The following is a 24165-nucleotide window of genomic DNA, read 5'->3' as shown; positions in this document are numbered from 1 at the left end:
GCCGAACTCGTACTCGGAAGGTGGCACGCCGGTTCCGCAGAGCCTGGCTCGCACCCCGGGTTGGGTGGTAACGGCAACGGTGGCTGGGCTGCAGAGAGCTGAACCGCGCCGGTCTGCCGGGGGCCGGAGGCGGCTGCGGTGGACGCGACGCCGCCGAGCACAACCGTGAGCAACCCCGCCAGAGCGACAAGCCAGAACGAGCGGCAGTGACGCGACCGGACTGCGTTCCCCGGTGTGACCATGCGGCGTGCAGCGCGGGCGGACATCGTCTACACCCCGCCGACGATCGTCTTGAGGATTTCCACGACCAGCGGCGCGAGCGCGGCCAGACCGAACCCGATGCCGGCGGCCTTGAACGCACCCTTCGCCTTCTCGATCTCGCCGGGGTCGTTGGACGCCATCAGGTAGCGGAGCCCGCCGATGGTCAGGAAGACGAGCGCGACGCCGGCGAGGATGCCCATGATCCACGAGCGAATGTTCGACAGAACCTGATCGACCGACTGCGCGAGAGCGACGTACTGCACGGTCTCCGCACGGGCGGCAGACCCGCCGAGCAGCAGGGCTGTGGCGACCAGCGTGCCGCCGAGCACCGTGACCGAACGCCGACATGATCGAGCCCGGGGGGTCGGAGCTTTCGGCACAGAACCGGGCTGGCGGCAGCTCGTCGCGCGCGCCGTATTTCGAGCGGTCGCGTCGTGGTCGCGCCGGTTCGGTGGCCGGCGGACGGGGCTGCGGTGGCCGGGGCGGTGGGTGATCAGTCGCATGAGGACGCCTCCTGAACGGCGCCCGGTTCCGATGTGGACCGGGATGGGCGAGGGCGCGCGGGCAGTCGCGTCCCGTGGTCACCAACTCCGGATTTCGGCGAGCGGGGAGACACCGGCCGCCGCGTCTTCTCCGGAGCACATGCGACGCGGCGCCGGGTCTTCCGGCGCGTTCCCAGGTCGCTCCCGCTGAGGTATTCGGCCAGCTTGCGCTCGGCGCGGTGCCGGGCCTGCTGGGTCGCCTTGTAGGTCTGGCCGCGGGCGTGCGCCGCGTCGGCCAGCGACAGCTCGCCGAACCTCGTGTCACCGATCAGCGCTGCTTCGGCGGCGCTCAGGACACCGGCGTCGACGGCGGCGAGCAGAACAAAATCGGGGTGTCCGCCAGCGTGCTCCGGCCCGGGCGCGCGAGCGCCGAGGTCGGCGACCGGGGCCGCGGCGTCGAGCGCCTCCCGCAGCGCGCGGTGGCCGGCGCGGTAGGCGGCCCAGCGCAGCCGCACGAGGATCGCCGGCCGGGTGAGGTCGACGTCGACCAGGGCCTCGAGGAAGCCGGTCAGCACCGCGGCGTGGATGTCGTGGACCTCGCCGCGGAACCGGTTGGTCAGCTTGGCCGCGACTAGTAGCAGCACTGGCAGGGCCAGCCCGACGCACGCGACGGTCCACGTGCCGCCTTCGGCCCGTGACCGCGTCACGAGTGCTGTCCACACCGCGTCCCGGGTCTGCTGTGGACATCCTTTCGCGATGGTCAGTCGGCCGACTTCGTCCAGCGGCACCAGCCGCGGTGGTAGCCCGGAGATTTGGCGGCCGTCGAGGGCGACCGGATGTGGTCCGGTGACCAGCCAGGCGAAGGCGGTGCGGGCGGTATCGAACACGCCGGCCTCGCCACGCGGACGCGTCGTCGGACTGGCTGCGGGGTGATTTGGTGACGAGGGCTGGTCCATGGCGGCACTCCTGAGCGAGCGGAAGGTGACGTCGACAGGAAGCCCGCCTGGGCGCCTCAAAACCGCTTCAAGCCCAGGTCAGAGGCGTGACAATGCCGCTTCAAAGCCGTTTCACGCCTGCACCGCGACTTCGAAATCGCAGAAGCGATCAGTCAGTCGACCAGCTCGGACTTCGCTCACGAAGGTTCGGCTGCCGGACGGAAAACGCGGACTCGGCGTGATGGTGTCTCTTGTCGACCTCGTTGCCGGAGTTAGTCGGCGACCGCGCAGAAGCCACCCGACTCGATCGGTCGGTGGCCCGCCCTGGAGGTTCCGCTTGTGACTCGACGCCCGCCGTCGTCGGCCAACCGGCCGTCCAATCGAGACGACTCGACCCGCCCGCAACGCCCTCGATCCGTCAACGGCATCCCGTACCCGGGCGCTTCCGATCCCCTCGGCCTGAGCGCTCGCCCTCGCCGCTCCCCGAAGCGATCGACCACCAGCTGCGAACTCGCGCCGATTCCGCCGACGGTGTGGACAGCCGGGCCCGACCCGATCGACCCGGTAGCCGCGTGGCCGGTGCCGATCATCGAAACCATCACGACCAGCTTTTCGGCACCCGGCGCTCGGGTCCTGCTCGCACCATGGCCGACCGCTGAGGAGGCCGCGAGCCACGCAACCGGCGCTGGCGAACTGGACGCGGCGCTCGACGCCGTGCACGCGCTCGATCGTCGCCCCGCGATCACGAAGCTCGAGCTCCTGACCGCGATCGAGGTGCCCGTCAGCGGCGAAGCGACGTCGGCTTGGTTGTCGGCCGACGAGCGAGTCGACTTGGTCATCACGTCGCTGCCGCCGGAGCGCGGAGCCGACGGCTCGGCGGAGGCCGTGGCGATCGCAGCAGCGCAGTTGCTCGGGTTCGGCGGAATTCTCGCGGTCTACACCCACAGCGACTGGTCAAGCGGCCGCCTCACCGACTCGTCAGGCCCGATGATCGCCGCCGCGCAAAACGCCGACCTGCTCTACCTCCAGCACATCGTCACCCTCCACACCCCCATCCAGAACGGCCGCCTCCAGCCACCCACCGCGACGGGCCGAACCGGCCTCGCACCCGGCGGCCGAGAATCTGCCGCGCCGATGGCGCACACGCGGGCGCACGGCGACGTCCTCGTCTTCGCCCAAGCCCACGCCGACGCCGCGCAGCCGGAAGACCTCCGATGACCAGCCGACCGAAAGGCAGGTGCACCGCCGTGGCCACCACACCGCCGACCACCCCGACGTCCTCGGCCGACGAGCCGACCATGCCGCTGTCCCGCGCGTTCATCAACGCCCTCGACACCACCCCACCCACCGACACGCCGACGGACTTCGGCAAGTTGCCGGTGTCGGTGTGGGCGACCGCGCAGACCTCTCCGGCCGCGCAGCGCAAGGGCCGCTACGTGCCGGAGTCGACCGCGCACCCAGCCAAAATGCTGCCCGCCGTCGCCGCGCACGCCATCGAGCACTACACGAAACCGGGCGAGGTGGTGCTGGACCCGATGTGCGGAATCGGCACCACTCTCGTCGAAGCGATCCACCTCGGCCGTCGCGCGATCGGCGTCGAGTACGAACCGCACTGGGCCGACATCGCCCGCGCAAACCTCCGCTTCGCCCGCAAGCGCGGCCACGACCACGACGGCCAGGTCGTCCGCGGCGACGCACGCCAGCTCGAGAGCCTGCTGCCGACCGAATACGCCGGCCAGGTTTCGCTGGTCGTCACCTCACCGCCGTACGGCCCGTCGGTGCACGGCCTCGTCAACACAAACCGGGAGTCCGGCGTCGACAAGGTCAGCAAGCACCACTACCGCTACGGCAGCGCACTCGACCGCGGCAACCTCGCCAACATCGGCCACCACCGTCTGCTGGCCGGGTTCACCCGCATCCTCACCGCCTGCGCTAGCGTCCTCCGCCCAGGCGGCTACGTCGCGATCACGGTCCGCCCGTGGCGCGAGCACGCCGAACTGATCGATCTCCCGTCCCAGGTAATCGCCTGCGGTGTCGCGGCTGGGCTGGTGCCGGTCGAACGGTGCGTCGCGCTGCTTGCCCGCGTCGCGGAGAACGAGCTGGTCGCCCGCGGCAGTTTCTTCCAGCGCGACTTCATTCGCAAGCAGCGCGAGGCTGGACTGCCACTGCACCTGATCGCGCACGAGGACGTCATCATCTTGCGGGCCGAGGGCGAACACACGAACCGGCGTATCGCGGTCCGCCACGAGTACGGCGCGATCGGACCAGGGCATTGGGCCGCGTGACCGGCGTGTCGTACGTGGCGGTATACCTTGGGCGGGACACCGCAACTGGAAAGCCGGCGACTATCTATTGAGGTCCGGCAGATAAGTCGGAGCCTTTGTACCTACGCCGGGCAGTCTGACTGCCGATGAGGCAGCAGTGCCACGCCATGATGTCGGCGACGAGGGGTGCACCCTCGTCGCCGACGTGGCAGCGCCCTCCGATTCCCGACCGTCACCGCTTACTTCTTCGTAGCGGCGACCTTTTTCCGCGCAGTTCGCTTGCGGGGAGTCGTCGCGCTCTCATTCGGTCCGGCAGCCTGAGCCTGCTCGAAGGCGGTGATGACCTCCGAGGACAGACGTCCGCGTTCCGAGACCTCGTAGCCGTTGGCGTTCGCCCACGAGCGGATCTGCTGGTTGCGCTCGCGATCTGTCGTGCTGATCGTGGTTGATTGGCCGGTAGCGAAGCGAACTTTGCGACCACCGGTGCGGCGACCGGCTGCGATGTACCGCGCGAGTTCGTCGCGCAACGCGGCCGCGTTCTCGTCGGAAAGATCGATCTCGTACGTGATGCCATCGAGGGCGAACGGGACGGTGTGAGCTGCGGGGGTGCCATCGATGTCGTCGAGCATCTCGACGAGAACCTTCTGGGCCATTTCTGCTCCTTGAATCGGTATATACCAGTTTTGCCGAATGGTTGTCGCTGGCTCCGATGGATTCTATCCACGGTGATCGTGTTTGCGAAACCGGCCCTGCTCAAGCTCGTGGCAATCGTGGGATCTCGGCGTCGAAGGGCTCTGACGAAGCGAAAATCTGCGAGGGGTTTTGTCGCGAGTGGGTTATGAGGACAGAAGGCAACATGAATCTGCAACTTGCAGGTTCGCTGCCGTGGCTGCAATTGGTTCTCCTGGCGGTGTACGCGAGCGCCCGTGAGTCGTGGCGGCCTGGACTTGGAGCGTGCGACGCTCCCGACGGCGACGGCCGGTCCCGCCCAGCCGCAGCTCGAACCTGATCTGTGCCGGGGTTTGGTCACAAGAGCAGGTCGGCGCCCGGACCTACCTGCGGCGTCCGAACTCGCCGACGCCAAGGAAGGTGTCGGGACGGTGGCCAGCGTCCGTGGTTCGTCGGGTCGACGTTGGAGTGGGTACGGCGAGTTGCCTCAGCTGCCGCTAAATATTATGCGGTGTCGTTGAGCCGGTCATTGGCGAGGTCTGCGAAATCTATCTGGCAACCCTAGCCGCGAGGCCGGCGCTATGCGAACGACCTTGCACGTGCCTGATAAGCGGCCGTTGAAGGGTCACCCTTCGTATGGGCTTACGTGTATCGCGTCGTGGTAGCCGAGTTCGATCAGCCTGGTGCGGAGATCCGCGAACCCTTCGTCCTGTCGGGTGTCACTGAGGGTGCGCAAAGCGTTCAGGGCCGTCTGCGCGACGTGGTGGGCTTCCCATCCCTCGCCGTGTCCGAGAAGGAGGAGAAGGATTTGCACGCTGTCGCCGGGAACCGGGACACTCTCGCAGCGGTTGGCGACTTCGATGGGGTAGTCGATGTGGCCACCGGTTAGCTGCAACGTGTGGAGCATGAGAGGAGCCCAGTCGTGCTCCGGTACTCCGGTGACAAACGCCCATCGTCCGAGATGGCGAAGAAATTCAACCGGGACCGCGGTGCGTTCGGCGTCAAGCAAGGCGATCCAGAAGGCGACGGCCGTGGCTAGTTCGGGTGCTTCGGAGTCGCTCCGCTGCACGAGCGTGGCGACGTCGGACGTAGCTTGCTGCAGTAGTTCTGGGCTCTTGCGCAGGTCAGAGATCGTTGTTTGGAGGGCGCAACCGTCCTCACCTCTGAGCAATCCGACCAGCAAGACGCGCACTGCGCTCTTTATTCCGCGTTGTGCGGCGCGGACGATTTCGTCGCGGAGGTTTCGGTAGAGCCAGGGCGTCGGCTGTGCGTACCGAAGGGTGAGAGACATGGTGTCAGGTCCGGCGTCGCCGCGGAACAGGGCGTCGGCTCGCTGGTCGAGCCAGCTGCCGTCGATCTGCTCCAGTAACGGACGGTGCGCGGCCAGGATGGCCCGGAACTCCATTCCACGCGTCCCGGTCACCGTGAGCACGGTATCGAGTGTGTCGACGAATGCGGCGCGCACTGCTTCGTGGTCGTGATATTCCCAGGCGGCGAGTAATACAGCAGCTCGGAGACCTCGTCCGCGACGGTTGGTCATCGCGCGAGTCAAAGGATTGTCGGAAGCGTCGTCGTTGAACTCCGGTGGTGACCACACAGCCTCCAACGCCCAGCTCCAGGCCAAGTCAAGCTGCCCGGCGAGGCGCGCGTGATGGCGGGCCAGCGCGGTGATCAAGTCCACAATCGCGTCGTCGACGCGGCGCCAGTCCGGTTCGTAGTCGAAGTTGGGCTCGCCCAAAGCGACCGGCACCGACTGGGCTGTCTTCGCCAGGTGGGCGGCGCCGAAGATCTCGTCGGTTCGGCTCGTGATCTCTTTAGCGACTTTGCCGAGGGCGGTGAAGTAGTGCAAGACGTAGACGGGTTCGCGCAGTGCCTCAACCACTGCGGCCGGATCTTCTGTCCACCGCTGCGGGTCGGCTGCGACGGCCGATTCCAGAGTACGAGCCAGTTCGAGCGAGCCGTGGGATCGCATGACGTCTTTGTTGTCGGGACGCCACTCAGCGATCATGTGCGCGGCGTCGAGAACGGGGCGGCCCGCTAGGTCGTCCATGCTGAACGGTGACTGTCCCCAGATAGTGAACGAGGACGGCATCCGATGGTCGAAGGCGTCCGAGCCGATGTGCCCGTGTACGGCCGAGACGGCTGCGATCTGCTCACGCCATCGCTCGAGCACGGGGGCGGGAAGGACCGTGGCCCAACGCCACGCCCGAGCCCAGTCTCTGGGCAGACCCTCTTCGGCGTTCTGCGGGGACGGCACTCCCATGGCCTCTGCCCACGCCGCAAGGTCATCCGGATCGGGCCCCGCGGCGAGGACTGCGTCCACCAGGTCTTTGTCCTCGCCGGTCGCGGTCGAAGAGGACAGCCGGAGCGAGACGTGGTCAATCTTGCGGCGAAGGGGAACATCCTCGGCGAAGGCCAGCACGCGGCTTATCAGGCGTTCGCCGACCTCGCCGGAGATCGTTTCGGCCAGCTCCAGCAGGCGCTGGTCGGGGACTCCGAGAGCGTGCGCACGAATGAACATCCGAGCCAGGTAGTGGGCTGCCACGACGAAGAAGTCGTGGTCGTCGTCGCCGAGTTCGGTGGTCAGCCGCGCGATGCCGAGCACAATCCATTTCGCGTGGGGTTCACGGGCGGCGCGGCGGAGTTTGTAGACGGCCAATTTGGTGCGCTGCTCAGCGTTCTCCGGGGTCATGCCGGACTCCAGTTGGGCGAGGAGCAACCGGAAGTAGTAGTCGTCGTGATCGTCGGGATCGAGGTTGAGGAGGTAGTCGCAGACTCGCTCGACGACGGGATGGGTGGCGTCGGCGCCTTTGCCGCAGTCGGTGGCGAGCGCTCGCACAGCTCCGTTGGTGGGGTGATCCCGTGCGGCGTCGGCGATAATTGGGTAGCCGGCCGGGCCGAGGTGGGTGGCGACGACCATGAGATTGAACCGGGCGTCGAGCTGCCGGTCGGGAGGCACGCTGCCGGCTTCGGTGTAGAGCTGGCTCATCACTGCGGCGACTTGGTCGGGGTTGGTGCGTCCGAGCCCGTCGGTCAAGGCGCTGGCCGGCCACGGCGCACCCGATTCGGGTAACCCGATTGCGCCGGCCTGGTGAAGCGGGTCGAGCCATGCCGGATCGGTTACGTGCGCGAAGAACAAGCGAAGGTGATGCGGATTGGAAGCCAACGCTCGCAGGCGACCGATCTGTTCGGCTCCGCACCATGATTCTGCCGCCAGCTCTTGGATCGCAAGGACGATCGCATCGGGGGGTGTAAACATGCGGGTGAACCAGGCGATCGTGTCGCGGTAGAGGCCCGTGGCCAGGGCCAGGGCGGTTGCGCTGTGCAACCCGCCTGCCGCGGTGTCGCGTAGGCGCTTGTACTCGGCGATCGGGTCCAGCTGGCCGGTCAGCGGCTCGACCCCGGACTTGCTGCTCAGATAGCCGAGCAGCTTTGCTGTGTGATACGAGTTGCGATCGCGACGTTCCGTTTCTCGGAGCAAGACCGCTTCGAAAACAGCCAGGGCCTCAGCCTCGTCGGTGCCGGGCTGAGACCGTTCAAGGTCAAATCGGATCCAGGCGTCGGCGACGGCGGGGAGGCCGCCTGGTGCGGGATCGCGTCCGGAGACCACCGCGTCTAGGGCTTCGCGGACGTTGTAAGCAGCGCTTTCGGGGAACCGGAGCCCGGTCTCGTCATTCACCGCCAGGTTGATCAGGGCGGCCGCGGTCTGCAGCGCTGCGGCGATCTTCTTGGCTTGAGCCGGCAGCTCGGTCGTGATGCGTGCGATGACCTCTGCGGACAGGCTGAACTCGACTCCGGAGGTGAGGGCGTCACTGGCAGGCACGGCTCAGTGTGCGGCTAGACCTGGAGCCGGTTGGGTTCGACACGCCGAAGGATCGGTGGGCGTGCTTGCTTCAGCTCCGGTCGCATGGGTCGTCCGAAGGCAGTACAACTCGATCATCGTGCGGGCGCTGAGCGGAGCGAAGCGCGTCCAGCGCTCACTGTCGGTCCTCAGCTGCCGGAACTGGTCACGTGTACTTGCGCTGACGAGGCATTTCACGGCAGACTCGGCCATCAACCAGGCGCAGCCGCGTTGTCCCTCAGGTTTCTGTTCTTACGCCCGTTGGTGATCCGGTGGCCTGCGCCAGGCCTCGCCCGACCTCTTCGACACCGGCTGGCCGCCGAGATACGGCTTCTTGTCCAGCCAGCGCGCCGCAGTCGCCTCATTGCTGTTCGCCATTCGTGGCTGCCCCTGCGCGTTTTCGGGCTCTTCGGCGCAGTAGGGCAAGCACTGCTGTGCCTGAGACGCTGCCCGCACCCCCGATCCACGCGAGAGGCACGCCGAAGACCGGGCCGCTCCCGAGCACCTGCGCCGCGACACAGAGCGGCAGCACCAGGATCGAGACGGCGCACGCCGCCCTGCGCGGCTCGTCGATGATGCGGAAGATCAGGCCGATTACGGTGCGCGGGTCGCCGGGCGGCCTGCCGGTTCGCGTCGTCATCGATAATCCTCGGACTCACCTGGGTGCAAGCCCGCGGCCACCGCGGCGACCATCGCCTCCAGGAGCTCCCTGGTCGCGGTCGCAGCCGCTTGGACCACTTCCCGCTGGGCGATCACCGCCTGCAGCACCGCGGTCATCTGTGCCGAGTCTTCTGAGGAGGGCCAGGCCACCGTGAGGTCCCGAATGTCGGCGTGAGACACCATGGCCGACGCCGGAACCGACGTCGCGGACAGTAGGATCGCGAGCAGCAGCGCGCGGTCGCCGGAGTGCTCGCGGAGTCGCACAATCTGAAGGGGTGCGGCGACGACTGCGCCACCGACATCGTCGACCCCGGCGCGAACTTGGCCGTCGTGGGCGAAGACAAGCACGTCGCCGGGACGGGTCCGAGGCACGTCCCGGCCGAAACGCTCGATATTCACGGTGCTGGACGAGTGTGCCGTCCAGTCGCGCTGGATGTCTCCCGCTTGGATGAGCGGGGTCGAACCCTTCTCAGGAGAATCTCGTGGCAGGCGGACTCCGCGGATGACCTCCCCGAGGTCTCGCACGAGCACGGACTGGGTCTGCGCGGGCCGCAGGTTCCCGAGTTTCGGCAGTGGAGGGATCTCGGTGATGGTGTCGCGCGCCTTCGCGCGTGCCGAGCGGATCCGTGACGCATGCACGTCCGATGGGGTTTCAGAGGACGTCCAGTGCGCCGCGTCGAGCCGGCATTCGCCTTGCAGCAGCTCTTCGATCGGCACGGCTCGGCACGGCAGCCCGGCTTCGGTCGGTCGCAGGTCGCCGCGTTTCCAGTTTCGGTGGCACGCGACGACCCGTTCGATGTCAGTTCTGGTCAGTTCGCGGCCCAGTCCCTTGCGAGTGCCCAAGCCACTTCCGTCGACCACCAGCACTGTTGATCTCGGCTCGCCGGCCGGTCGAAGGAGCCACAGGGCCATGGAAAGGGTGGTGTTCGAGTACAGCCCCGAGGGCAGGGTGATCACGGCCTCGACCGAACCTTGTTTCACCAGCCGCTGACGGACCCGAGCTTCCTGACCTGATCCGAAAAGTTCTCCCATGGAGGTTAGGTGGAAACCACGGCCGGTTGCACCGAGGTGGTGGATGGTTCGGTCGAGCCAGCTCCAGGTGTCGGGCTGGCGGCCGCTTAACGGCGGGTCGGTGAAGACGAAGTCCGCATTCCGGCTGGTACGTGTGCGGGTGGCGTCCTGTTGCCCGACCGTGCCGGCCGCCCCGTGGATCAGCATGCGCAATGCGGCGATCATCCAAGCGATCGGCAGTATGTCGTCCCCCTGCAGGTGCAGCTCAGCGTCGGGCGGCTGGCTCCAGTGGGCGTGCATCAGCACATTTCCCAGTCCGCACGCGAAGTCGTAGACCGTGCCCTCGAGCGGACCGGCGAGTGCGAGCATGAGCTGGGCGATCCAGGCGGGGGTGATGTACGGCCCGAACCACTTGCCCTGGCGCTCCGACACCTCGGCGACGAGGGCTTCGCAGACGTCACCCGCACCGTACTCGCGGATCAGCCGAGGCAGCTCCTTGACGACCGGAGCCATTTCGTGGACCTCGGCCGGTTCGAGCGCGAGCGGGTACCCCTGCAGATGCAGGCCGACGAGATCCGCTGCCATTTTCACGAGCTCAGTGGGGTCGGTCACGGTAACGAGGCGCGCCGACGGCCGTGGGCGGCCATTCTCGTCGAGATCGTCGATGAGCACGTGCATGCCCAGCACCCAGAGGCAGATTTCAACCGCCCGTGTGACCGCGACCTCCCCGCGGACAACGCTGAGGGCCCGCCGGACCTCCCTGCGAGCGGTGAACTCGATCTGCTTCTTATCGTGCTTGGTCAACCACGCTTGAACTTCAGCGAGTCGGAACAGAGTGACCGCACCGGTCTCCCGGGCCGGCCGCGGGAAGTCGTCGTGCCGCCGTCGCCAGTTGCTCACGGCCGGGCGCGTCACCTGGGTGAGCTCGGCGACGTCGGCGAGGCTGACGAGGCGCAGGCCGTCTTCTTCGGAGGGCACTCGCACAGTCTCACGTGAACCCCCTTAACAAGTCAACCGTGTTAAGGGGGTTTTCATAAGCCTGTTAGTCGACCGACTGGTTGTGGACCCGATGAGGCGACAGGGAGGTCCGAGCGATCCGATGGCCGGGCGCCGACGACGTGGCGGTGCCGCGGACGCTGGTGCTTGCTTGTGACTCCCGCGCGGAATCACCCAGAAGCGGCTCGCCGAGAGGATGAGGAGCAGACCGCCCCGGGTGTCACGAGCCAGCGGGTTTGTGCCCCGCGCCGAGGCGGGTCAGCTTCTCGTCGCCAGGGAGCGTCTCGAGCTTACGCGGGCCGTGGGTATCCATCGTCCCCTGCTGTGCACGAACGAGACAGAGCTCGGAGCCGGGGCCAGGCTGTTTAACGACCGGAAGAAGCAGGCGACGTCCGCCGGCGACGTGCGCTGTATCCACGCCCTGCTCAAACCTGACGAGGCTGCAGGTCCGATCGCTGCTGGCCGAAGCCCCGGCGCAGGTGGCGACGCCAACGCTGCACGTCGAGGTCGACGATCTTGCCACCCCGGCTGACGCCGCGCGGGTCCGCGCCGAGCTGGGAGCGGCGACCGGGCCGCTATAGTGTCGACTATCCCGTTCGTCGAGCATGCAGGGCGCTATTAATCCGTCGCGAGCTCGTCGCCCCGGCGCAGCTGGACGCCAGCGCCGAAACAGTCCCGATCGACGTGGTCAGTGTTGCCCGCCGGAGGATGACGCTGTGGTCCTGCTCAACCTCGGTGCACCGGCTGCGCGGTAGCGGTTCACCTGACCCACGAGCTCGGACACATGGTCATGCATCGGGCCCCGCGCAAGGACCAAGAGAAGCAGGTCAACGCGTTCGCTGCCGGGCTGCCGATGCCGGCACAGCAGACGGGCGCCAACTTGTCGGGCAGCCAGCTGAGCGTGCCGCGGCTGCTGGAGCTGGAGAAGCAGTGGAACGCCAGAAGGCCAGGACTTGTTCGCCGCGATGTGACGGTTGACGATCGGTCCGCCGGCCGAGCCATCTGTTCCCGTCGACCTGACCGGAACGATCGGCTTGGCTATACCACCCCAGCGACCTGCTCAAGCACGATCGGGTCACACGGCCACTACGAACAGTTCGCAGAGTGTGATCGGCGGTAACGTGCCGCACTGATCGCTCGATGGAGTTGACTAACGGCACGATGTCAGTCGAGTTACTCACCGGTTGGAGGTGGTTGTCGATGTCGCAGGACACTGCCACAACGGCGGGACCATCAGCTGCCGGAACGCGTGTCAGCAAGGCACACGTCAACATCGCCGCACATCAGGTACAGGCCAACGCGCAGGGTGTCCAGCACGACTTCGCTGAGAAACCTCGGCGGCGCGGTGACGGGGTGGCAGGCGAAGTACTTCATCCCGGGAGTCGCCAAAGTCAGGAAGCGCAGATCCCTGAGTTCGTTGACTCGGCGGTCAAGCACGCCGCCAAGGAGGACTTCAAGCTGAAGCAGTGGATCCGCGTGCCGTCGAGCAAGGACGCTGACCAGCCGCCGTACGGGATGATCAAGGACGAGGTGGCCTGATCGGCTTGACGGGCGTCGCCGGAGGCGTCTTCGAGGTACGGCAGGATATGTCTGACGCCGAGCAGGAGGAAGTACCTTTCGTGACCATCACTCAGCAGGACCTCGAGACTCGCCTCTGGCAGGCTGCAAACGCACTTCGCGGGCCGGTCGATCCTGCCGACTTCAAGACCTATGTTTTCCCCATGCTGTTCTGGAAGTGGATCAGCGACACCTGGGTCTACGAGCATGACGAGGCGCTCGATGACTACGGCGACGGCCTAAACGATGAGATCGAGGCCGACTACCACCGCTTCGAGATGCCCGAGGGCACTCTCTGGAGCGAGGTGACCACGAAGGTCGCCAACCTCGGTGCCGAGATCGCGAAGGCGTTCCAACGCATCGAGAAGGTCAACGCCCGCTCGCTTGCAGGCGTCTTCGGTGACGCCTCGTGGGGCAATAAGGAACGCATTCCTGAGTCGACTCTCGTTGGCCTCATTAAGGCCTTCAACGAGATTCGCCTCGACCCGTCCACTGTTAGTCACGACCTTCTCGGGGCGGGGTACGAGTATTTGTTGAAGAACTTCGCCGATGAGTCCGGCAAAAAAGCTGGCGAGTTCTTCACCCCGCGTGAGGTCGTAAACCTGATTGTCGGCGTTCTCCGGCCGGAGCCGGGTGAGTCGGTCCACGACCCGACCTGCGGATCGGGTGGCATGCTGGTCGCGACGATCAATCAGGTTCGTGAGCAGGGCAAGGATCACCGGACGCTCCGGGTTTATGGTCAGGAGGTCAATCTGACGACCGCCTCGATTGCTCGCATGAACCTCTTCCTGCACGAGATCGAGGACTTCGACATCAAGCGCGGCGACACCCTGCGTGCGCCGGCGTTCAAGGACGCGAATGGCGCGTTGCGTCAGTTCGACGTGGTGATCGCCAATCCGCCGTTCTCGCTGGCTGACTGGGGTGCCGACCGCTGGGCCGCCGACCCTCGTGCCTTCTGCGGTGTCCCGCCTGCCAAGAATGGCGACTACGCCTTCATCCAACACATGATCTCGTCGATGGCGCCAGGCTCCGGCCGTGTCGGCGTCGTCATGCCGCATGGCGTTCTGTTCCGCGGCGGCGCGGAAGCCCGAATCCGACAGTGCTTGATCGAGAAGGACTTGCTCGACGCGGTGATCGGACTGCCGCCCAACCTCTTCTACTCGACGGAGATCCCCGCCTGCATCCTCGTCTTCCGTGATCAGAAGGCCGCAGATCGGAAGAACCACGTCCTCTTTGTCGACGGCTCGGCGCGGTTCGTGAAAGGCAAGAACCAGAACCGGATGACCGACGAGGACATCAAGATCCTCATCAAGGCTTACGAGGCCGGCGAAGACCCGGACGGCGACGGCGGCGCGAACGTCCGACTGGTGCCGTTCGACGAGATCAAGAGCAACGGCTTCGACCTCAATATCGGCGGGTATATCAAGGTTGCAGCCGAGGAAACTGCGGACCTGGGCACGGCTCTCATGGCCTACGCCGATACTCGGCAAGAGCGGTTGAAGGCCGAGGCGGCGATGTTCGAGCGGCTCTCTGCGGCCGGGATCGACCTGAGCATGTTCGAGGTGCCCGGTGAGTAAGTGGGAAGAGGCGGCTCTCGCAGACATCATTACGCTTGACGTCAACGCCTTGGAGGTCGATCCCACCCGGACCTACGACATCGTGGGGATACTGAATCGCGGCCGTGGCCTTCTCTACCGCGAGCCGATGCCTGGCTCCAAAACCGCATACAAGACGCTGAACAGGATTAGACCAAACCAGATAGTCTACAGTCGCCTGAAGGCTTTCGAGGGGGCAATCACTGTCGCACCCGCTGACCTCCACGACGTCTACGCGTCGCAAGAGTTCCCAACGTTCACCTGCGGGTCTTCGCTGCTCCCGGACTACTTCCGTCTCCTGACGACGACGAAGCGTCTCTGGGACACACTGCAGAACCTGTCAACGGGCATGGGTGGACGGCGTGAGCGCGTGAAGCCACACGACTTCTTGACGATCAAGATCGCCCTGCCATCTATCGCAGAGCAGCGACGGATCATCGATGTCATGCGTGCCGTGGACGATCTGATCGAAACACTCGCCGCTGAACTTACGACCACCGAGCGCGGGGCCCTCATCCTGGCCGAGGACGTACTTCGCGCCGTGAAGCAAGTGACTCTCGGGCAATACCTCGTAAGCATCGAGGGTGGAAAAAGTCCGATGACTACAGGTGAGCCGCCCGCGCCCGACGAGCACGGTGTTCTCAAGGTGAGCGCCGTGACACCATTTCGCTTTGTTCCAGAGGAATCAAAGGCGCTGCTTCCTGATACCGCGATGACCGCCAAAGCTGCAGTATCACCCGGCGACGTGCTGATCACGCGCGCGAACACTCCCGACCGAGTAGGTGCCGTCTGTCGTGTTCCTCAAAATGTACGCTCGGGCCTCTTTCTCTCCGACAAAACGCTTCGGCTGGTACCCAGGGAGTCGGATCTAGACGCCGATTTTCTGGTGATTGCACTGGGACTCACGTCGTCACGTCAGCATCTGACGGGTGCGGCGAATGGAAGTAGTGCCTCCATGGTCAACATCAGTCAAAGCAAGATACGTGCCACACCTGTGCCGCTACCCCCCATAAAGGATCAGAAGTCGATCGCGGCGACCGTCCTCGCTGCCAGGTCTGTGGTCGACGGCCTGAACAATGAATTGACCCGTCTCCGCACCTATCGTTCGACTCTCCTTAACGCGTTCATCAACCAAGAAGTCGAGATTCCTGAGTCCTACGACGCTGTTCTGGAGGCGGTGTCCTGACATGGGCTTCACCGAGGCAAGCACGATTCAGACGTCGCTGCTCGAATGGGCGGAGGACGCGGGCTGGGATCACGTACCCGGCGCAGACCTGCCTCGGGACGAGCACGACGTCGTTATTGAGCCGTGGGCCCGCGAGGCACTCCTCGTCCTGAACCCGGATCTCGTCGAGGACCCGGAGTCCGCCGACATGGTCCTTTTCGAGATCAACCAGACGATCCTCGACGCCCAGAACGGGCTCGTGGCGGCCAACGAGCGGCTCACCGTCATGCTGCGGGGCGATCACTCGTTCGTGACCGTCGACGGCAAGCACGTGCCGCGGCGGCTCATCGACTTCAGCGACCTCGGCAACAACCGGCTGATCGTCGCCGACGAGGTCACCATCACCGGAGCCGTCAAGCCCCGTCGCTTCGATGTCGTCTACTACGTGAACGGCTTCCCGCTGGTCGTGGTCGAGACGAAAACCCCGGTGAAGAAGCAGGTGTCGTGGGTCAACGCGGCGAAGGACATCTACAGCACCTATGAGGCCGAGTACCCGCAGTTCTTCGCCACCAACGTCTTCAACGTTGCCACCGAAGGTCTCGACTTCCGCATGGCTCCTATCCGGTGCTACCCGGACCCCGATTCAGAGATCTGGGCGAAGTGGGGCTCGACGACGGATGACCCGAAGCTGACTGGGCCAGCCCGCGTCGAACGCGCGGCCCGGCTGCTGCTCACGCCGCAGGTGATCCTTCCGATTTTGAAGGACTTCGCGATGTACCGGCACGCCAGGGACGCCTCCGAACAGGACGTTAAGCTGCTGCCGCGGTACCCGCAGTTCGAGGCTGCCCTGGCGATCCACGCGAAGGTTCTCGCTGGTCGCCCGGGAGGACTGATCTGGCATCATCAGGGTTCCGGGAAGACCGAGCTGATGGCGTTCACCGCCTCGCGTCTCTTGCATGATCCGGAGGTCGGTACGCCGACCGTCATCGTGATCGCCGATCGAAAGGACCTCGTCCGGCAGACGGCGGAGATGTTCGAGACGGCCGGGATGCCGCGTATGTCGGTGCCGGCGAACAAGCGGGAACTCTGGAAGATCCTGAAGCGCGACGAGCCCGGTGTCGTCATCACGACCGTCCACAAGTTCGCGGAGGCGGGTCACCTCAGCGACCGGTCGAACATCATCGTGCTGGTGGACGAAGCTCACCGCACCCAGGAGGGCAAGTTCGGCAGGGCCTGGCGGGCGGCGGTTCCGAACGCCAAATTCTTCGGTGCGACCGGTACGGCGATCAAGGACAAGGACCGCTCCACCTTCAAGTTGTTCGGTGACCCGGGCGACCCCGACCTCGTCATGAGCCGCTACACGATGGAGCACTCCATCATCGACGGATTCACCAAGCCGGTGATCGTCGAAGGACGCTCCGTAGGTTTCGAGCTGAACAAAGAGGACCTGGACGAAGCGTTCGAGGAGCTGGCCGACCAGGAGCACTTGGACGAGGACGAGAAGGTCTACCTCTCCGGCAAGGCCTCCCACGTCGAGACCGTACTCTCCAATCCGGAGCGGATCGCGGCGGTCTGCACCGACATCGTCGAGCACTACCTGAAGTACGTGGCGCCACTCGGTCAGAAGGGCCAGGTCGTCGCCTACAATCAGCGGCTCGTCGTCGCCTATGCGAAGGCCATCGAGGCAGAGCTGAAGCGGCGCGGCGCGGTCGCCCGCCTGCCTGACGGACAGCAACGCGAAGTCGGCGTCGTGATGCACGTCGTCGACTCCAAGAACACCCCTGCCGCGTTGAAGCAGTACCTGCTCACGGATGAGCAGGAGGAGACACTGAAGCGGCGCTTCAAGAAGGTCGAGGACCCGCTCTGTTTCGTCGTCGTCACCGCGAAGTGGATGACCGGCTTCAACGCGCCCATTGAGGGAGCACTGTACCTCGACAAGCCGCTGAAGGCTGCGAACCTGTTTCAGACGATTACGCGGCCCAACCGTCCGTGGAAGAACCCCGTCACCGGGCAGCGGAAGGACTTCGGCCGGGTCGTCGACTACATTGGTCTGGCCAAAGCGATTGGTGAATCGTTGGTCGGCACGCAGCCCAAGACCGGGGAGACGGACGAACTCCACATCGTTGACGTCTCGCAGTTGGTCGCCAAGTTCATGGGCGATCTGACCAAACTCGACGCGATGTTCGCGGGCATTGACAAGACCGACTCCGGTTTCGCCTCCCTGGCGGAGGCGCACGAGCGAATCAAGGACGGCACTACACAGCGTGACGCTTTCGTCGAGGGGTTCGTTTCGATCCAGACAGTGTGGGAGTTCCTCGATCCGAACCCGATGCTCGCTCCGTTCAAGGGCACCTACTACTGGCTCGCAAAGGTGTATGAGTCCATCCGGCCCAAGGACGTGTCCAAGGCCTTCCTGTGGGAGCGGCTCGGCGCAAAGACGCAGGATCTCGTCCACGGTCACATGACCAACGTGACCGTGCGCGCGAACCGGACGAAGAACGTCATGCTCGACGCGGCCGGCCTCGAACTGATCAAAAAGATCGCCGAGCAGTTGAAGATCCCCGACATCGAGTCGCCGGCCACGAAGCCGGGCGACGTCTATCAGGAAGTCCTGGACAGCATTGAGAGTCGACTGAAGCGCCGCCTGGAAGAGTCCGACAGTCCGGTCTACCAGAGCCTTGCCGCACGCATCGAGAAGTTGCGTCAAAAGGCCATCACCAGCGTTGAAGAGTCGCTCGCGTTCCTGGAGCAGGCACTACAGATCGCTCAGGACGTCGTCGCAGCTGACCGTGCGGCCGAGGAGGGCCGCCTTGAGGAGTTGGAGCCACTCGTCGACCCGAAGCGCGGCGCGCTCACACAGATCGTCGAGGAGAACACACCCCCGGGCCTGCACAAGATCGTGCCGGACATAGTCTTGAGGATCGACTCGATCGTGCTGAAAGTCGCTTATTCCGGATGGACGGAGAGCGACGCCGGGGACAAGAAGGTCCGGAAGGAACTGCGGGCCGCCCTGAAGAACTTCGGACTCCCAGTGACTGGCGAGTTGTTCACGAAGACATACGAATACGTGAGGGAGAACTACTGAGGACCGCGCACAACCTGTGGTCGCAGTCGGGTGGAGGGCGTCTCAGCGGCTAGGTTCTGGCGGCGTGCATCGCCATCCAAAGGCTTGCGTTCGTGAAAGAACCGCTGGTGGCTCCGTCGTCGGGCAGTGGGGGCAAGCCAGACAGGGCGTGTCGGCACCCGGCTCAACGCTGCGGGAGCGGGCTGACTTGTACCGATGATCAACGGCGTCGTGGGAGCTGCGAGTGGCGCAAATGGCTGAGGAGACGTCGGACATCGACTACACGTGGATCGTCCAGGCACGGGGTGAGGGAGTTGTTTCCAGCTACCTGAACGGCAGTGACCCCAGCAACCCTCACCGCAGTGTCAAGAACCTCATCGAGGAGACCACGCACGAGTATGGAGGGCGTTTCCTCCTTGAGTTGCTGCAGAACGCGCACGACGCCCATGACCGTGGAGCCAGCCGCGGGCAGGCCCTGATGTGGTTTGAGCGGGACAAGGGTATGCATGGAGTTCTGTATGTCGCGGACCGAGGGCGCGGATTCGACCACGAGAGCTTCGACGCGATCTGCAAGCTGGCACAGAGCAGCAAGATCGTTGGGGAGGGCATCGGCAACAAGGGTGTGGGTTTCAAGAGCGTGCTGCAGATCTGCGAATGGCCCGAGATCTACAGCTGCGATCCCGTCGCCCCGGAACGCGACGGGTACTGCTTCCGGTTCGCGTCAGAAGCAGACCTGAAGCGCATTGCCCGCGATGTCGAGGCGTTCCGCAAAGTTCAGGAGGACGTGTCCGCTTACACCGTGCCGGTGCCGATCACGAGTCCTCCAACGACTGTCCGCAACCTGCGCGAGCAGGGTTTCCGCACGGTAATGCGGTTGCCGCTGCGTAGTGAAGTGGCAGCGGGCGAGGTCGAAAAACGCTTCGAAGAGCTTGAGCGGAACTCGGCGCCGGTGATGCTCTTCCTCAGTAGGATGCGCACACTCCGGCTACGACGCAGTGGTGGTGCAGGACCGGAATCCGACGTGACCCTCAGCCGCGAGGTGCGACCGTTGAACGTCGTGACAACGGAAGAGCCGCTCACCGCTGCGGTAGTCACCGTCGAAGGGCAGCGACGCTTTCTCGTGGTAACCCGAGATGTGGATCCGGCGGAGCTGGGAGCGGCCATTCGCGAATCGGTCGACGCGGAGCTACTCAACTCCAAGTGGCTGGACTGGACAGCCCCGACGCACGTGGCGGCCGCCGTCCCCCTCGAAGGGGTGATCGAGGACCGCCGACTCTACACCTACCTGCCGATGGGACCGGAGAGCACCGCTCCCTTCCCCGGGCACCTGCACGCACCGTTCCACACGGACTTCGCCCGCCGCAGCCTGATCCGTGATCATCCGCTGAACAGCATGTTGTTCGACGCCGTCGCCGCGCTCGCGCTCGATGCGAACAAGCTGCTGCTCAGTGGCTCCCTGGTTATCCCGGACGCTGAGCCTCGGCAGGTTGCAGTGGACCTGGTCAGCTGGTCGGGAACCGATGTCGGCCACCTCGCGCGCGCAGCGGATCGTCGGCCGATATTGCTCCCGTCCGCGACCGGTGGGTCGGTGGCTTTGCCCGACGTCTGGCTGTGGCCGCGACAGGACTGCGAAGTGCTGACCCCCGAACTCGCCGAGCGGGCCGCTGGGGTGGCCTGTCTGCCTGCAAGCTTGGGCGGCGAGCGCCTTGATCGTCTCCGAGGGACCGCGCGCGCTCTCGGTGACTCCATAGATCTCACCGCGGACCGACTGGCGGAGGCGGTCGAGGCGATGGCGGGGTGGTGCGCGCGGGAGCGGCTGCCGATCCCAAGCTGGAATGCGCTGTACGACGACGTCGCGGTGCTCTTCGAGCGCAGAGCCGACGCTTGGTACCTGGGAGGTCGCCGCATCCTCCTGGACGAGGACCAAAAACTGGTCCCATGCCTGACACCGCCCGACCCGGCGAGCCGGCGGCCAGGAGGAAGGCCTCCGAACACGCGCAGGAACGATCCAACTCCATTCTTCCCGCCGGTGCGGCAAATCACCGAAGGCGAGGAGGACATCGATCCTGACATCGACCTCACGCTCCCCAAAGGCCTCGAAGACCGCATCGTCCTGCTGCATCCGGAGCTGACCTGGCACGACGAGAACCGGAAGGTCACGAGAGCGCGCAGCGTACTGCTGAGCAACAGCCTGGTTAGCCGCTTCGACGCTCGGTCGCTGGTGGACCACGTCCGGTCGGTCCTGGGCGCTACGAGCGGACGGCGGGTCCACGCTGACGCGGTTCGTTTTCTCTACGACCTTCAGCGCGGTACCCGGGCCGTGCTCGACCTGCGGGGAGTTGGCGCTCGACTGCCGACAGTGGGTGGCGAACGCCTTCTCGCCAACGAGATCCTGTTCTCCTCCTCCTGGCCGGACACGAACGGCACACTCTTGGAGAGCGTGACTGCTGTCGAGGAACAGGCTTCCAGCGAGCTAAATCAGCTGGCGCGGCGGATTCTTGTTCCGCCCGCGGCACTTCTCCGCTCCGGCGACAACGTCAAGGAGTGGGTCGAGTTCCTGCGCAAGCTGGGAGTACGAGACGAGCTGCCGGTTCGCCGCGTTCGGGAATCCCGGAAGCTGAACGGCAACCGCCTGTCACGAGACCGTCTGGTGCTGAATGAATCCGTGCCTCCGGGGATCCAAGCAGCGTGGAAGGCGGGTCTGTCAGACCGATCGCGCGCGGAATTCCCCGAGACACCCTACCTGACCCGGACGCCGATCAGCTGGCTGCCTGGGCAGGACCGCCAGGAGTTCCTGCCCGGGCCGGCGCGGGAGGCGTACGCCAAGCTCGTCCTCATCGGGCTGTCGACGTGGCCAGACAATTACCTGCAGATGTCGTGGGAACGGGACCGGGACGGCAATAAAGACCCCCAGCGGGTCCCGACACCGCTCGGAACCTTCGTCATGGAGGCCGCGTGGTTAGTCGTCGATGATCCGCGGACGCGACGACAGTCCTTCGAGGTGCCACGGCGTACTTGGCACTTCCGCACCGATCGCGATGGCTTCCCACCACGCTTCGCCCCGTTCCTGCGGCGAGATCTTCGCACAATCGTGGATGCCGATTCGCGGATCGCGAAGCGGCTGCGGAGCGTCGCGATGCCGACTTGGAACGATCCCGAGGAGTCGGCGCGTCAGCTCGAGTATCTGGCGGAGCTGTTCAGCAGCGGCCTCGTCGAGGCCAACCTCGTGCCCGCGCTGCGCAACACCTACAGGGACACATGGAGCGCGCTCCTCTACCAAGCCACATGGGCCAGCCAGCTGGACACGTGGCTGCATTCGCTCATCGTCAGCACCGCCGGCGTCCCAGAAGTTCGCCAGATATCGGACTTCTCACCCGAGGAGCCAGTGGTCATCACCGAGCATGCCGATGACGATTTCTTGCGCCAGGTGGTGACGGACTTCGAGTATTCCGTGCTGCACCTCGACCGCCACGCCGACGCGGTGCTCGAAGTCTTCGCCGAGGGCGCTGCCGTGCGCCCAGCGCAGCTGAACATCCGGATCCTCCTGGACGGCGCCGAGTTCACACCGACCAGTGACGCTCCGCTGCTGGTCGCGGAACTCCCGTGGCTAGTCACCGCCGTGGCGGCGCTCTTAGAGCACCGAACCCCACCGCACGAGCGACCTGGGCCGACGCGGCTAGGGGAGATCGCGACAGCGCTGGGCGCGATCAGGTTTGTTGTCGCTGAGGATGTTGTCGTACGGGTCGCCGAGGAGGCCCGACCCGCGCCCGCCCGGTTACGCGGCGTCCTGCCCGTGCCGGACACGCAGTATCCGACGCTGGTGTTCGCTCGATCACCGGCGTCATTCCGGATGAGCTGGGATCTGGTGGACGCCGCGGCGGAACCCGTGCTGCGGTTGGTGGAACAGGCCCGCTCGGCCTCACTGCTGCGTCTGGCCGTCTCCCGGCTGCGGCAGAGCGGCGCTGGCCTGGACGACGCGCCGAACGTCGCCGTGCTCGCCGACGCTTGCGAAGTCGAGCCGGAAGCCCTGGCCTACACCGCGAACCACCTGGGTATCGCGCCCGGGGAGATTCTCGCCCGGCTCCGGCCGATCGTTCACCACTTCTGGGGGCCCGAGGCCGCCGCCACCTTCGACTCCGCGCTGTCGGCACATGACGGAAACCCGACGGAATCCGCGGTGCGAGATGCCCTGCGGGCCGTTGCGCTCCCGGGTCCGCTCGAGCCGGACCTGCTCTTCGATACCGCGCAGCGTGCGAACAATCTGGACGAGCTGCGGACCGAACTGGGGGTCTCCCTGGCTCAAATCAACCAGGCGCTGGAAGCAGTGTCACCCGGTACCGCTCCGATCGACTACGGCGCGCGGCACGAGGAGACGTTCCGGATGGTCGTCCTGCGCCCGGACAACCGCTTCCGCCTGCTGGACCGCCTCCGCTGGGCGCTACTTGACGAACATGCCGCGGTGCGCCCGATCGCTCAGTGGGCCGACCTGCGCGACCTGACCACACTGCGACCACTGGACGAATGGCGCTACACCAGAGATGAGGTCACCGCCGCTGAGGTGATCATAGCCGCTGAGGAGCAGCTGGCAGACCGTGCAGGGAAGCCCCTGCCGGTTGACGGCCCGAAGTTGATGCAGATGGAGAAGGTGCGCGAGAGAAACCGCAACCTCGCCGAGGATCTGCTCCGCGATGCGGCACCCAAGGTGCACGCGTGGCATCAGAAGAATGGCGGAGATAAGCCCGCCGTCGACCTTAGCCCCACCTCGACGCTTCCCGCGGTGAACGCGCTGGTCGCCGTCGGCGCCCTCGACTTCACCTGGCTGGACGGGGATCTTCTGATCTCCTGGTTGCGTGCCGTCCGGGTGTGGCCCGCAGCGATGCCGGCGAGCCTAGAGCTGGACGAACTAGGCCTCACCGAACAGGACCTGCGCGCGGAGAAATCCGAAGAGCAGCGGCGAGCGGAAGAGCAGCGACGGGCGAAGCGAGTCCTCGATGTCGATGGCACCGTGCTGGACTTGCGGGACGGGCTGGAGAACCTACGCCACACTCTGGAGAAGTCCCTCGACGACGGCCCTCCTGGCTTCCTCGAGACGCGCGCACGGATCACGCCCCTGCGCGCTGTTGTGAGCTCCCAATCCCGTGAGCGAGGTGGACAGCCTGGATCACGTTGGGCAGGACCGGTTTCGCGACCGTCGGCGGAACAGCTGAACGCGATCGGCTTCGCCGGGGAGTGGCTGGCCTATCAGTGGTTGCTACGTCGTTACCCGGGCCAGGTGACCGAGGAAAGCTGGGTGTCGACCAACCGAGCGGTCTGCTTCACCGGAGACCTGGGGGACGACGGGTGCGGATACGACATCACGGTCCCCTTCAGCGGGGGTAACCGGATGTTCGAGGTCAAGGCCACCACCGGAGACGGCGGCGAGATCCAACTCGGAGAAAGCGAGGTGCGATGCGCACAAGAGAACGCTCGCAACAACCGCTGGCGACTACTCGTCATCACTCACGCCTTGGACCGGTCAAGGCGCATCATTCAACTACCCAACCCATTCAGTGCTGCCTCCCGCGACCTGTTCTCATTCGTGGGGCAGGGAATTCGTTTGCGGTACGCCACCGCAGACTGAATCGGTGCGTTCAATCGTCAACGCGCTACTTACGAACAACACGAT

Annotated in this window: 13 protein-coding genes; 7 read left to right on the top strand and 6 right to left on the bottom strand. The window is 65.5% G+C overall.

Going from position 1 to position 24165, the window contains the following annotated elements; all coding sequences use genetic code 11:
• Nucleotides 1-269: 269 nt before the first annotated feature.
• Complete coding sequence (locus ACWEVP_RS37425) at nt 270-590, bottom strand: pilin (protein ID WP_452067301.1); 321 nt, start codon at nt 588-590, stop codon at nt 270-272.
• Nucleotides 591-754: 164 nt separating this feature from the next.
• Nucleotides 755-1630 carry a sigma-70 family RNA polymerase sigma factor gene (locus ACWEVP_RS37420; RefSeq protein ID WP_452067300.1) on the bottom strand — a complete coding sequence of 292 codons (876 nt, stop codon included), beginning with the start codon at nt 1628-1630 and terminating at the stop codon, nt 755-757.
• Nucleotides 1631-2257: 627 nt separating this feature from the next.
• On the opposite strand from ACWEVP_RS37420, the gene ACWEVP_RS37415 reads away from it, so the two are divergent.
• On the top strand, nt 2258-2896 hold the full coding sequence (locus tag ACWEVP_RS37415; RefSeq protein WP_452067299.1) for a hypothetical protein: 639 nt from the start codon (nt 2258-2260) through the stop codon (nt 2894-2896).
• Nucleotides 2893-3963, top strand: a complete 1071-nt coding sequence (locus ACWEVP_RS37410) for a TRM11 family SAM-dependent methyltransferase (RefSeq protein WP_452067298.1) — start codon at nt 2893-2895, stop codon at nt 3961-3963. Before ACWEVP_RS37415 ends, ACWEVP_RS37410 begins: the two co-directional genes overlap by 4 nt.
• A gap of 218 nt (nt 3964-4181) precedes the next feature.
• Here ACWEVP_RS37410 and ACWEVP_RS37405 read toward each other — a convergent pair whose 3' ends face one another.
• The 4 genes from ACWEVP_RS37405 to ACWEVP_RS37390 form a co-directional block, all read right to left on the bottom strand.
• A complete protein-coding gene (locus ACWEVP_RS37405; RefSeq protein ID WP_452067297.1) occupies nt 4182-4595 on the bottom strand; it encodes a histone-like nucleoid-structuring protein Lsr2 in 414 nt (137 codons plus the stop codon).
• Between the two features lie 641 nt (nt 4596-5236).
• The gene (locus ACWEVP_RS37400; RefSeq protein ID WP_452067296.1) at nt 5237-8434 is read right to left on the bottom strand and encodes a hypothetical protein; all 3198 of its coding nucleotides are present in this window, start codon (nt 8432-8434) and stop codon (nt 5237-5239) included.
• 379 nt (nt 8435-8813) lie between these two features.
• The gene (locus ACWEVP_RS37395; RefSeq protein ID WP_452067295.1) at nt 8814-9092 is read right to left on the bottom strand and encodes a hypothetical protein; all 279 of its coding nucleotides are present in this window, start codon (nt 9090-9092) and stop codon (nt 8814-8816) included.
• Entirely contained in the window at nt 9089-11101 is a 2013-nt protein-coding gene (locus ACWEVP_RS37390) for an N-6 DNA methylase (RefSeq protein ID WP_452067294.1), read from the bottom strand. The genes ACWEVP_RS37395 and ACWEVP_RS37390 overlap by 4 nt, the downstream gene beginning before the upstream one ends.
• 1218 nt (nt 11102-12319) lie before the next feature.
• On the opposite strand from ACWEVP_RS37390, the gene ACWEVP_RS37385 reads away from it, so the two are divergent.
• From ACWEVP_RS37385 to ACWEVP_RS37365, 5 genes are all read left to right on the top strand, one after another.
• Nucleotides 12320-12658: a hypothetical protein gene (locus tag ACWEVP_RS37385; RefSeq protein ID WP_452067293.1), complete on the top strand. Its 339-nt coding sequence runs from the start codon at nt 12320-12322 to the stop codon at nt 12656-12658.
• Nucleotides 12659-12663: 5 nt separating this feature from the next.
• Nucleotides 12664-14253: an N-6 DNA methylase gene (locus ACWEVP_RS37380; RefSeq protein WP_452067292.1), complete on the top strand. Its 1590-nt coding sequence runs from the start codon at nt 12664-12666 to the stop codon at nt 14251-14253.
• A complete protein-coding gene (locus tag ACWEVP_RS37375) occupies nt 14246-15457 on the top strand; it encodes a restriction endonuclease subunit S (RefSeq protein WP_452067291.1) in 1212 nt (403 codons plus the stop codon). The genes ACWEVP_RS37380 and ACWEVP_RS37375 overlap by 8 nt, the downstream gene beginning before the upstream one ends.
• A 1-nt stretch (nt 15458) precedes the next feature.
• Nucleotides 15459-18521: a type I restriction endonuclease subunit R gene (locus tag ACWEVP_RS37370; protein WP_452067290.1), complete on the top strand. Its 3063-nt coding sequence runs from the start codon at nt 15459-15461 to the stop codon at nt 18519-18521.
• Nucleotides 18522-18753: 232 nt separating this feature from the next.
• A complete protein-coding gene (locus tag ACWEVP_RS37365) occupies nt 18754-24120 on the top strand; it encodes a sacsin N-terminal ATP-binding-like domain-containing protein (RefSeq protein ID WP_452067289.1) in 5367 nt (1788 codons plus the stop codon).
• Nucleotides 24121-24165 lie beyond the last annotated feature (45 nt).

The sequence above is a fragment of the Amycolatopsis sp. NPDC003865 genome (assembly GCF_053605345.1).
This window is presented reverse-complemented; position numbering and strand designations above follow the sequence as displayed.

What these genes read in the sequence shown, in the direction of transcription:
- ACWEVP_RS37405 (WP_452067297.1), bottom strand. Translation starts at nt 4,595, where the DNA reads ATGGCCCAGAAGGTTCTCGTCGAGATGCTCGACGACATCGATGGCACC.
- ACWEVP_RS37370 (WP_452067290.1), top strand. Translation starts at nt 15,459, where the DNA reads ATGGGCTTCACCGAGGCAAGCACGATTCAGACGTCGCTGCTCGAATGG.
- ACWEVP_RS37385 (WP_452067293.1), top strand. Translation starts at nt 12,320, where the DNA reads ATGTCGCAGGACACTGCCACAACGGCGGGACCATCAGCTGCCGGAACG.
- ACWEVP_RS37395 (WP_452067295.1), bottom strand. Translation starts at nt 9,092, where the DNA reads ATGACGACGCGAACCGGCAGGCCGCCCGGCGACCCGCGCACCGTAATC.
- ACWEVP_RS37410 (WP_452067298.1), top strand. Translation starts at nt 2,893, where the DNA reads ATGACCAGCCGACCGAAAGGCAGGTGCACCGCCGTGGCCACCACACCG.
- ACWEVP_RS37365 (WP_452067289.1), top strand. Translation starts at nt 18,754, where the DNA reads ATGGCTGAGGAGACGTCGGACATCGACTACACGTGGATCGTCCAGGCA.